This window comes from Streptomyces sp. NPDC046859 (genome assembly GCF_040645135.1).
In the GTDB taxonomy this organism is placed as follows: domain Bacteria; phylum Actinomycetota; class Actinomycetes; order Streptomycetales; family Streptomycetaceae; genus Streptomyces.
Map to the genome: position 1 here is coordinate 1 of NZ_JBEYXR010000050.1, position 11,001 is coordinate 11,001.

General features: G+C 70.0%; 8 protein-coding genes and 2 pseudogenes. 7 read left to right on the forward strand and 3 right to left on the reverse strand.

What is annotated here, in order from left to right; all coding sequences use genetic code 11:
- Positions 1–204, reverse strand: a 204-nt coding sequence (locus ABZ899_RS36170; protein WP_361355106.1) for a hypothetical protein, incomplete at its 3' end; no start/stop codon positions are given.
- Here ABZ899_RS36170 and ABZ899_RS36175 point away from each other — a divergent pair.
- Positions 189–1,153: pseudogene (locus ABZ899_RS36175) on the forward strand (aminoacyl--tRNA ligase-related protein); the annotation flags it as partial. The gene ABZ899_RS36170 and the pseudogene ABZ899_RS36175 sit on opposite strands and share 16 nt — an antisense overlap.
- Positions 1,154–1,381: 228 nt before the next feature.
- Entirely contained in the window at positions 1,382–1,789 is a 408-nt protein-coding gene (locus ABZ899_RS36180) for a DUF4190 domain-containing protein (RefSeq protein ID WP_361355085.1), read from the forward strand.
- A gap of 16 nt (positions 1,790–1,805) precedes the next feature.
- Here ABZ899_RS36180 and ABZ899_RS36185 read toward each other — a convergent pair whose 3' ends face one another.
- Positions 1,806–3,620, reverse strand: coding sequence for a GAF domain-containing protein (locus ABZ899_RS36185; RefSeq protein WP_361355088.1), 1,815 nt, complete (start codon positions 3,618–3,620; stop codon positions 1,806–1,808).
- A gap of 236 nt (positions 3,621–3,856) precedes the next feature.
- Between ABZ899_RS36185 and ABZ899_RS36190 the strand changes: the two genes are divergently transcribed.
- From ABZ899_RS36190 to ABZ899_RS36205, 4 genes are all read left to right on the forward strand, one after another.
- Complete coding sequence (locus ABZ899_RS36190) at positions 3,857–5,218, forward strand: MFS transporter (RefSeq protein ID WP_361355091.1); 1,362 nt, start codon at positions 3,857–3,859, stop codon at positions 5,216–5,218.
- The gene (locus ABZ899_RS36195; RefSeq protein WP_361355094.1) at positions 5,215–6,696 is read left to right on the forward strand and encodes an AMP-binding protein; all 1,482 of its coding nucleotides are present in this window, start codon (positions 5,215–5,217) and stop codon (positions 6,694–6,696) included. The genes ABZ899_RS36190 and ABZ899_RS36195 overlap by 4 nt, the downstream gene beginning before the upstream one ends.
- Before the next feature lie 82 nt (positions 6,697–6,778).
- Complete coding sequence (locus ABZ899_RS36200) at positions 6,779–8,446, forward strand: tannase/feruloyl esterase family alpha/beta hydrolase (protein ID WP_361355097.1); 1,668 nt, start codon at positions 6,779–6,781, stop codon at positions 8,444–8,446.
- An 88-nt stretch (positions 8,447–8,534) separates the two neighbouring features.
- On the forward strand, positions 8,535–9,128 hold the full coding sequence (locus ABZ899_RS36205) for a DinB family protein (protein ID WP_361355100.1): 594 nt from the start codon (positions 8,535–8,537) through the stop codon (positions 9,126–9,128).
- Here the strand turns inward: ABZ899_RS36205 and ABZ899_RS36210 are convergent.
- Entirely contained in the window at positions 9,116–9,655 is a 540-nt protein-coding gene (locus ABZ899_RS36210; protein ID WP_361355103.1) for a DUF3291 domain-containing protein, read from the reverse strand. The genes ABZ899_RS36205 and ABZ899_RS36210 overlap by 13 nt on opposite strands.
- Positions 9,656–9,946: 291 nt before the next feature.
- Between ABZ899_RS36210 and ABZ899_RS36215 the strand changes: the two are divergent.
- A pseudogene (locus ABZ899_RS36215) lies at positions 9,947–10,380 on the forward strand (IS5 family transposase); the annotation flags it as partial.
- Positions 10,381–11,001 lie beyond the last annotated feature (621 nt).

Sequence of the window (11,001 nt, forward strand, 5' to 3'; positions counted from 1 at the left end):
CAACATCAAACAGGCCGCCGGACTGGCGGTATCAGCCTGCGGAGCGCCGGTAAGACCAGGAGCAATCCCGGCACAGCGCGAAGAAACAGGAAGCCCCAGAATCCCCACCGCAAACCGTGCCGCATAGCGGCACAGCAACCAGTCAGGAAGGCCAGAATCCTCGAGCTTCAACCCGAGGTGCAAGTCAACAGCACGTGTACTCACCCGTCCTCGGCAAGCGGGAGCTGTACGAGATCTCGGGGCATTGGGCGCACTACAGCGACGACATGTTCCCGCCGATGGACCTCGGCGGTGAGCAGGTCGTCCTGCGGCCGAGTCTGTGCCCTCACCACGCGGTGATCTACCGCTCCCGTTCCCACACGCGCACATCTTCTGCACCCTCGACCAGGTCGCCGAGGAGGCGCGGGCTGCGCTGGAGATGATCCGCCGGGCCTACGACGCACTCGGCATCGCCCCGGCACGCTACCGGCTCTCCCTCCCGGGCCCCGGCGGCAAGTACGTGGCCGCGCCGGGGAAATGGCGGCGGGCCACCGCCCTGCTGACCGATGTCCTCGACCGCTGCGGGCTGCCCTACGAGGCGGCCGAGGGCGAGGCCGCGTTCTACGGCCCCAAGATCGACGTCCAGGTCACCGACGGCGCCGGCCGGGAGTCCACCCTCTCCACCGTCCAGGTCGACTTCCACCAGCCCGAGCGGTTCGACCTGCACTACATCGGCGCGGACGGTGCCGGACACCGCCCGGTCTTGGTCCACCGCAGCGTCATCGGCAGTGTGGAACGTGCGGTCGCCCATCTCATCGAACAGCGCGAGGGCGCCTTTCCCGCCTGGCTCGCCCCGACCCAGGTGGTCGTCCTCCCGATCTCGGACGGCGAACTCCCGGACGCCGTCACCCTGGCCGGGCGCTGCGCCGGTCTGGGGCTGCGGGCCCGGATCGCGGGACCGGACCGCGGCTCCCTGGGCGCCCGCATCCGGGAGGCTCGCCTGGTGCCCTACCAGGCCGTGATCGGTGCCAAGGAGGCCGCCGACGACAGCGTGGCACTGCGCTTGCGTGACGGTCGCCGACTCGACCCGCAACCGGTCGCGGACGTCCTCGCCCGGATCGGCGCCCTCGTCGGGGATCACCGCACCGACCTGTGGCCGGACGTCGTCTCATAGCCGGAGGCCGGTGACCGTCTTGCCCTGTACGTGGCGGGCGGACCGCAAGCCGGAGACGGCAGCTCTCCGCCACGGACTGCGGCGCGTCACGTCACACGCGGTCCGGCGTCCGGCCAACGCGCCATCATCTCCCGTCATCTGACACCGCGTATGCCACGCGGTTCCCGGGGCACACGGCCAGCGAGGCACGACAGCGATGTCAGACCGAACCTTGAAGCGAGGACTCAGATGACGAATCAGGCCCCCAACGCGTACTCCTCCGAACCGTACGGCGAACCCCAGGCTCCCAGAGGCAACGGTCTGGCGATCGCGGCGTTGGTGCTGGGCATCACGGCGTGCGTCTTCTTCTGGTCGGTCTTCGGCGGCATCATCCTGGGCCTGCTGGGCGTCATCCTCGGGATAGTCGCCGCTCGGCGTGCCCGTGGCGGACGTGCGCGGCACCGGGGCATGGCCATCGCCGGAGCGATCCTCGGCGCGCTGGGGCTCATCGCGTCGTCGGTGATCGTCGCGATCGGGGTCTCCTTCCTGTCCTCCGACGAGTTCCAGAACTACAACGACTGCGCCAAGCACGCCGACAGCCAGGCGGAACGCGAGCAGTGCGCCCAGGACTTCGAACGCGATGTCGAGAACAAGTGAGCCCCGGCCCGTGGGTTCAGCGGGACACGCCGGGCGGCGGTCCGTCGACCGCCGCTCGCAACTCGTGCAGCCGTAGCGCCAGATGGAGCCGCAGTGCCGAGTCTGCCGAGCGCCAGTCCTCGCCGAGCAGGACACCGATCCTGTCCAGGCGTTTCAGCAGGGTGTTCAGGTGCACGTGGAGGGCGCGGGCCGTGTGACTCAGGTTCCCTGAGTGGGCGAAGTACGCGGTCGCCGTCGCCACCAGGCGGGTGGACCGCCGGCGGTCGTAGTCCAGGAGCGGGCCGAGGCTGTCGGTGAGGAAGCGGTCCAGGTCGTCGGCGCGGTCGGGGTCGAAGACGAGCGCGTACATCGCGTACTGCCGTGTACTGACCCCTCGGTCGGTGTCGCCGAGCGCGCGCATGACCTTCAGGCAGCGCAGTGCCAGTGCGTGGGAGCGGGACCGTTCCTGGCCCGTGATCCGGTCGCAGACCACCAGCGCGGGCGCGCCGAGGGCTCGGCGCAGGGAGTGGTGCAGGGTGCCGGCGAGGTCGTTCTCGTCGCCGGCGCGGAGCAGCATCGTCGCCCGGCCGAGGTACTCGCCCGCCAGTCCCGACCATGAGGAGGAAAGGGGCTTGAGCTGCCGGACGATGTCGGTAGCCGACCGTCCGGTGCACTCGACCACGACGATGGTGTCCAGGTGGTCGACGTCGACCCCGCGGGCCAGGGCCCTGTCGCGCTGGGCGGGGTGCAGGGGCGCCGCGGACATTAGCTCCATGAGCAGTTCCCCGCGGACCCGTTCCTCGGCCTCGACCCGCGCGTCCCGCATGAGGATCAGCAACCCCATGATCTGGGCGGAGCGTTCGAGCATGCGCACCTCCGCCGGTTCGGGGGCGGCTCGGCGTGCCAGGGACACGAAACCGAAGTGACTGCCACCGGCCCGCGCCGCGATCACGCTGCGGAAGGTGCCGTCCCGGTCCTGCGCCGAGGCGCACCGCCCGGTGCTCCGCGCCTCCTCGCGTAGCCGGCGCCCCAGTTCCTCCGCGCCGTCCTCCCCCGGTTCTCCATGGGGCCGGACCGCCAGAACCCTGTCGTCCCGGTCCTGGATGGTGACGGTGCCCTGGAGCTGTTCCACCAGGAGCTGGGCGATGTCGCCCGGTCCACCGCCGGTCAGCACCACGTGGGTCAGCGCCTCGTGGACGGCGGCGGCCCGCTCCAGCGTGGAGACCTGTTCCTCGATCGTCCGGTACGCCTCCTCCAGGCGCCGGAGCGAGACCCGGGTCTGCTCGTAGAGTCGCGCGTTGTTGAGCGCCACCGCGGCATGGCTGGCGAAGGCGCTGAAGAGCGCCACCTCGTCCTTCTCGAAGGGCCGTTCGGTGCGGTCGGCGGCGAAGAGCGCGCCGATGGCCTCGTCCCCCACGAGCAGCGGTACGCCGAGCAGCGCCGTGAGTCCTTCGCGGGGCACGAGCAGGTCGAAGGTGGGGTCGTGCGGCAGGGCCTGCGCCCGGCGGTAGTCGCTCACCCAGAAGGGGGCTTTGTGCTCCAGCACGCGCCCGCCCAGGCCCCGCCCCGGAGGGACGCGCGCGGACGAGAACTCCGACGAGATCGTGCCGGCGGACGCCTTGAGCGTGAGGTAGCCCTCCGCGTCCAGCAATGACAGGTAGACGAAGTCACTGCCGATGAGTTCATGGGCGTGCCGGACGATGGACCGCAGCACCTCGTCGACCTCGCCCAGCGCGGTCAGGGACCGGGCCGTCTGGTACAGGCTGCTCAGCTCCCGCTCGCGACGGAGCCGGTAGGAGGTCAGTTCGCCGTCGCCCACGGGACCGGCCGTGCCGGAGTCGGTCTGTTCCATCGCTGCCACCACTCACACCTCAGGTGGTGAATTCATACACCATCACCGCGTCAGTGGTGTACGTACGTTCCATCTCAGGTCGGCCGTGCGGCGCTCTACTGTCGCCCCACAGCGCTTCGTCGTCATGCATGACGCAGTCGGCTGTCCCTGCGCACCGACGACGGTCCGACGGTCGGCCGGCCCGTCGACCGCGCACGCATCCCCGTCCCGAGCCCGGCCCCCTGGGAGTGACCAGCATGTCGATTCCTGCTGTCGGCGGTCCGCACGCCGTCGCGACCCGCAAAGTGATGCTGCGGCTGCTGCCGCTCCTCTGTCTCACCTACTTCATGTCCTACGTCGACCGGACCAACATCGCCCTGGCCAAGACCCACCTGCAGGCGGACGTGGGCATCAGCGCGGCCGCGTTCGGCCTGGGCGCCGGTCTCTTCTTCCTGACGTACGCCCTGTTCGAGGTGCCCAGCAACCTCGTCATGTACCGCGTGGGCCCGCGGCGCTGGATCGCCCGGATCGCCCTGTCCTGGGGCGCGGTCACGTCCCTCATGATGTTCATCGCCGACGACGTCACCTTCTACATCGGGCGCATCGCCCTCGGTGCCGCCGAAGCGGGCCTCTACCCGGCGATGATGTTCATGATGACGCGGTGGTTCGAGCAGAAGGACCGGGCCACGGCGATCGGCTTCATCTACCTCGCGCCCACGCTCGGTCTGCTCCTGGGCGGGCCGCTCGGGGGCGCCCTGATGGAACTCGACGACGTCGCCGGATTCCACGGCTGGCAGTGGATGTTTCTCATCGAGGGCCTGATCACGATGGCCATAGGGCTGGTCGTGATGGCCTTCCTGCCCGAGGTACCGGCCGACGCGAAGTGGCTCGCTCCGCAGGAGGCGGCCCTCCTGAGCGAGCGGGCCGAACACACCGGACAGGATGGTCGGGGCAGCGGCGGGCACAGCTTGAAGGGCAATGTGGGGCAGGCGTTCGGGCGGCCGTTCATCCTGCTCATCGGCGTCATCTACTTCCTGAACCAGCTCACGATGAACGGGGTGACGTTCAACGTGCCGTCGATCATCGAGTCGCTGGACGTGAGCGGTTCCTTCCTGGTCGGCCTGCTCAGCGGGGTGACAGGCATCGGCGGAACGATCGGCGTGCTGGTGATACCGGCGCTCTACCGCCGCTTCCCCCGCGAGTCCCTGACCATCGGCGTCCTGGCGGTGGCCCCCGCCCTGGTCGCGGCGGTCTTCCTGGCGGTCTCCTCCCCCACCGTGCGCATCGTGCTGATCGGTGTCATGTCGATGCTGCTGTTTGGCACCCTGCCCGTCTTCTGGTCGGTCGCCATGGCCCGGATGGGGGGAATTGTGGCCGCCGCCGGACTGGCTTTCATCAACACGGTCGGCCTGACCGGCGGTTTCGTGGGCCCGTACCTGTTCGGTCTGGCCGAGTCGGACTCCGGCGACCCCACCTCCGGATTCCCCATCGTGATCGTCGCGTCCCTCGTCGCGGGCGCACTGGCGGTCGCCCTGCGCTGGGCTCTGCGGCGAGAGGACCGCACGGCCGCGGGGAGCGCACCGTCCACCGTCGAGCGCGACCCGGAGGTACTGGCGTGACGTTCCTGCCCGCAGAGGGATTCCCTCTGTCCGAGATCCCCGGCGCCTTCGCCGCCGAGACCGGGGACACCGTGGTGGTGCGCGCGGGCACCGAGACACTGACCTGGGAGGAGCTGCACCGGGGCAGCAACCGCGTCGCGCGCGGGCTGCTGGACGCCGGGGCGGCCACCGGACGGATCGTGACCCTGGTACTGCCCAACTCGACCGACCTCGTGCTCGCCGTGTTCGCCTGCTACAAGGCCGGCGCCACACCGCAGGTCCTGTCACCGCGGATGAGGCCGGCCGAACTCGACGCCATCCTCGAACTGGGCGACCCCGCCGTGGTGGTCACCGAGCCGGGCGGTGCGCCCCTCGACCGTACGAGGGCGCTGACGGTCGGGGAACTGGCAGCCGGGTGGAGCGACGACGACCTCGAACCGGCGATGGCGACGTCCTGGAAGGCGCCGACCTCCGGCGGATCGACCGGCCGCCCGAAGATCATCCTGTCCGGCAGGCCGGCGGTCACCTCCACGTTCGACTCGGACATGTGGGGGATCGGCGCCGGGGAGCAGGCGCTGATCACGGCTCCGCTCCACCACAACGCCCCCTTCGTCACCGCCCTGACGACGATCTTCCTCGGCGGCTCGGTGACCTTGCTGACCAGGTTCGACGCGGAGCGGACGCTGGCCGCGATCGACGAGCACGCGGTGACCTGGGTGTACCTGGTCCCCACGATGATGCGCCGCATCACAGCGCTCCCGGACGAAGTCCGCGACCGGTACTCGCTCGCCTCGCTGCGTTCGGTATGGCACTGCGCGGAACCCTGCCCCGTCTGGCTGAAACGGACCTGGATCGAGTGGCTGGGCCCCGAGCGGGTCTGGGAGCTGTACGGCGGCACGGAGGCCGAAGCCGGTTGCACCCTTCGCGGCGACGAGTGGCTCCAGCACGTGGGCTCCATCGGCAAAGTGACATGGGGACAGATCAAGCTGCTGGACCCCGACGGGGCCGAGGTCACCGAACCCGGCGTCTCCGGCGAGATCTATATGCGGGTCACTCCGGGGACGCCCGCCACCTACCGTTACATCGGCTCCGAAGCCACCACGCGCGACGGCTGGTCGTCACTCGGGGACATGGGACGGTTCGACGCCGACGGCTACCTGTACCTGCACGACCGCCGCTCGGACATGATCACCGTCGGAGGGGTCAACGTGTACCCCGCGGAGATCGAGGCGGCCCTGGTCGAACACGAGCACGTCCTGACCGCCGTCGTCATCGGCCTGCCCGACCCCGACACCGGCAACCGGCTCCACGCCATCGTCCACACGCCGCACCGGGCCGACGTCACCGAGGACGACATCCACGCCTTCCTCGACGGCCGGCTGTCACGGCACAAGCTGCCCAAGTCGATCGAACTGGTCCACGACTCCCTGCGGGACGCGGCGGGCAAGGTCCGGCGTTCGGAACTGCGCGCCCAGCGCATGCCCGAACCGAGCCGATGACGAGACCCTCACGGCCCTCGTGCCCGGCCCGGGGTCTCCCGGCCGGTGAACCCGACGCCTCCCCCCGGTGGAAGGAATCCGTATGAACCCCAGGACGCTGACGGGGATCGCGCTGGCCACGGCCGGCGCCCTCATGGCCGTCCCCGCACAGGCGCGTCCGTCCGAGGCCACGGACCTGGGCGCCGCGTCCAGGAGCGCGGAGGCGCGGTGCGCGGCGCTGACCGGGACGGCCGTTCCGGCGGCCGTCATCTCCCTGCCCACGCGGGGCGGCCGCGTCCACGCCTCGTCCCCGGTGACGGAGACCGTCAGCGGCGTCGGCCTCACCTACTGCCGGGTCGACGCGGCCCTCTCCCCCGTGGACCGCTCCGCACCCGACATCACCCTGCGCGTCGCCCTCCCCCTCGACTGGAACCGCAGATCCATGATGTTCGGGGGTGGCGGCTACAACGGCACCGTTCCCGACGTCCGGGGCGACGTGCCCTTCCCCCCGAAGGACGGGACCGCGCCGCTGGCACGCGGCTACGCGACGTACGCCAGTGACTCCGGGCACCAGGCGGACCCGGCCAAGCACCCCATCCTCTCGCTCGACGGGTCCTTCGCCGTCAACGACGAAGCGCTGCGGAACTTCGCCGCCGGTGACGCGCTCAAGAAGACGCACGACGCCGCCCAGTTCCTGATCCGCGCGTTCTACGGCGCGAAGCCCCGATACACGTACTTCGCGGGCGGATCCACCGGTGGCCGGGAGGCGCTGGCGATGGTCCAGCGGTGGCCCACCGCCATGGACGGCGTGATCTCCGCCTACCCCGCCTGGAACAACCTCGCCGAGGCGCTCTATCTGGGCCGCGCCACGCAGGTGCTGGCACAGCCCGGGGCGTTCCCCGGACCGGAGAAGCAGACACTGCTCCACGAGAGCGTGATGCGCGCGTGCGACGGACTGGACGGACTGACCGACCGGGTCGTCTCGCACCCGGACGCCTGCCGGTTCGATCCGGGCACCCTGCGCTGCCCTGGTGGCGCCGACACGGGCCCCTCCTGCCTCTCGGACCGCCAGATCACCGCGGTCCGGGCCATCTCGTCGCCGTGGAAGTGGCCGTACCGGGTCGCCAGCGGCGAGCGCGGCTACCCCGGCTTCCCCTTCCTCTCCGGCGCCGACATGAGAACCCCGGTCCTGGGCTTCGGCACGACGGCGCCCGCCCATCCGATGCCGCTCACCAGCGGATACGGCATGCAGTACTGGGACCAGTGGGTGAGGTACGTCCTCACCAGGGAACCCGGCCGTGACTCCCTGACCGTCGACCCGGCGCGTCCCGGCAAATGGCTCGACCGCATCAGCCGGCTGTCCGAGCTGCAGGACATCAACGACCCGGACCTCTCCCCCTTCGCCCGAGCGGGCGGCAAGCTCCTGCTCCTCCACGGAGCGGCGGACGAACTGGTCTCGCACCGCGCGACGAACGACTACTACGAGCGGGTGGCCGAGACGGTGGGGCCGCGCAGGACACGGGAGTTCATGCGGTACTACCTCGTGCCGGGCGCCAATCACGCGAACTTCGGCAGCCCCGCCTTCGCTGCCGCCTGGGACTCCCTCACCGCCGTCGAGCGCTGGACCGAGCGGGACAGGGAACCCGTCGCACAGGTCGTCACCGACGCGAACGACGACAGGGCACGCCCTCTGTGTGAGTACCCGGGCTGGCCCAAGTACCGGGCCGGTGACCCTGACAGCGCGGCCAGCTTCACGTGTGCCCGCGAGTGACGGACACACGGACGCCGAGTGGTCGGCAACCAGTGGATCACTGGAAGATCTTGAAGGCAGGAGCCCGCTCATGGCAGGCTCCTGCCGCATGACCGACGACTTGGCCAAGAGCGTCCTGCACGGCAGACTGCGGCGGGACCGTGAGGCGCTGCTGTGGAAGCTCGACGGCCTGTCCGCATACGACGTCCGCCGGCCTCTGACACCGACCGGGACCAACCTCCTCGGCCTGGTCAAACACGTCGCCACCGTCGAGGCCAGGTACTTCGGCGAGGTCTTCGACCGGCCTTCCCCCGAACCACTGACCCGGTGGCAGGACTCCGACGGCAGCGATCACTGGGCGGCCGAGGACGAGACCGTCGACCAGATCGTCGGGTTCTACCGGCGCACGTGGGAACACGCGGACGCGACCATCGACGAGCTTCCCCTCGACGCCCCCGGCCACGTGCCGTGGTGGCCGGAACCCCGTCCCAACACGACCCTGCTCGCCGTCATGGTCCACGTCCTCGGCGAGACCGACCGGCACACCGGGCACGCCGACATCCTGCGCGAGGGACTCGACGGGCGGACCGGACTGCGCGCCCAGTACGAGCAGGAAGCCGACGAGGAAGCCAGGGCGGCCCACTGGGCGAAGATCGAGCAGGCCGCCAGGGCGTCCTCACCCGAGTCGTCTCACCTGGCCTGATCACGGGCCGTGGTGGCGGTTCCCTCCGGCGTGAACGCGCGGTGGAAGGTGAAGGCGTGCGACGCGGAGCCGTGGTCGTGCAGGGACTCCAGTTTCGATACCCCGTCCTGCCAGGTGGGGACCGCGCCCTCGGGGAGCCACCAGAGCACGTGACCGGGGTTTCCTGTCCGCTCGAACCAGTCGTAACGCCTGTTCAGTGCCGCGCGGTGCAGACCGGTGTGGACGGCGTCGAAGGCGGGTCGCAGGCCGGTCCAGAGGGACAGGGTCGCGGCCAGGGCGGTGGTGTCCGGCGTGCGGCCCTTGTCGTACCAGGCGGGTACGGCGAACTCTCCCCACGCGCCCCAGTCCGCCCCGAAGAGCACGCCCCGGTCGGCCTTCGCCGGTTCGGCGTGGGCGACGTACCCCGGGTGCCGGCCGAGCGTCCGGTAGACGGCCTCTCCGATGTCGTAGAACTCGCGCGTCAGCGGCGTCGGATCGGCCAGAGGGGACTTCAGTACTCCGAAGGTGTACAGCGCGAGATGGGGCATGCGTCTCCCTTGGCCGAGGTTCCTGGTGCGGTCCTGAGTCGGCGAGTCTCGCTGCCGAACTCCTCCGCGACGCACGGCGATCGCCGAGGACCAGGTGACGGTAGACGCATCCGGGAGCCGTGTCGAAGTTGCGTTCCGGACGCAGAAATGGCCTCCGGGATCCGTCAACTCCGGGTTCGGGAGCGGTGATTCGATATCGGTTCGGTGAGGGCTGACCGGTGGCGGGGCCGGCGCCGGCCTCGGTCCAGTCCCTGTACCGATGCTCACTCTGAACTGAGGCGGTCCGCGCCCATCCACCTCGCCTGCGATGGCGGCTGCCGCCCAATGTCCCTCCTGCTCACGCCAGGCCAGTGGAGCGACGCCCCGCAGATGATCGAGGTCCTGGGCCGGATCCGGGTCCCCCGGCCGCTGGGCGGACGCCCCCGAACCAGGCCGCACCACGTCAGCGGCGACAAGGCATACAGCTCCCACCGCAACCGCCGCTACCCCTGCGAAGACGCCCCATCCGGCACACCAACCCCGAACCCAAGGACCAGCGGGCCAACCGGCGACGCAGAGGCAGCGCAGGCGGCAGACCCGCCGGCTTCGACCGCGACCACTACCGGCGCCGCAACGAAGTCGAGCGCACCATCAACCGGCTCAATAACTCCCGCGCGGTCGCGACCCGTTACGACAAGCGAGCCTACGTCTTCCACGGCACCGTCACCGCCGCAGCTGTCCGCTGATGGCTTCGGCCGTGATCCGCCACCATCCTTCAGACGCTTGAGGGATCGGCGTGGTCCGGGCTCTGGCGGGGCCGCGGCAGTTGGCTCAGGGCGATGAGGAGGAGCCCAGCCAACAGGAAGGCGTTCCCACCGAAGAAGCGGACCTCCCAGGAGACACTCGGCAGAATCCGAAAGTAGAAGAGGCTCTGCAGAAGCAAGGACGTGCCCGTGAGCAGGGCGCCGAGTCCGTGGAGCTTCGGCCTGGTGACGTGGCGACGCGCCGTGGGGGCGACCCACCCTGTCCGTAGCGTCAAGATCCCCAACGCGATCGCCAGCAGCCCCAAGAGCACGCCCGTTCCTACCACCCATGCCATGGTGCCGCTCCGCTCCGACCGCTGGCAGGCCAGAAACGCGAGTTACGCCTGGCCCGAAGATGCCCTCATCATCGCTGGAGCTGGTGGCACCTGACCATGCCGGTGACAGGCAATCTCCAGGCTTCTCCACTGCCGTCTGTGTGTGCCGTCTGCTCAAGATCCGCCGGACAGCGCTAGTGATCTGAGTCAGAGATTCGTCGGCAGTAGGCGGCGACTTTGTCGAGGATCTCGTCGGCGGTCTTCGTCCAGACGAACGGTCTGGGGTGCT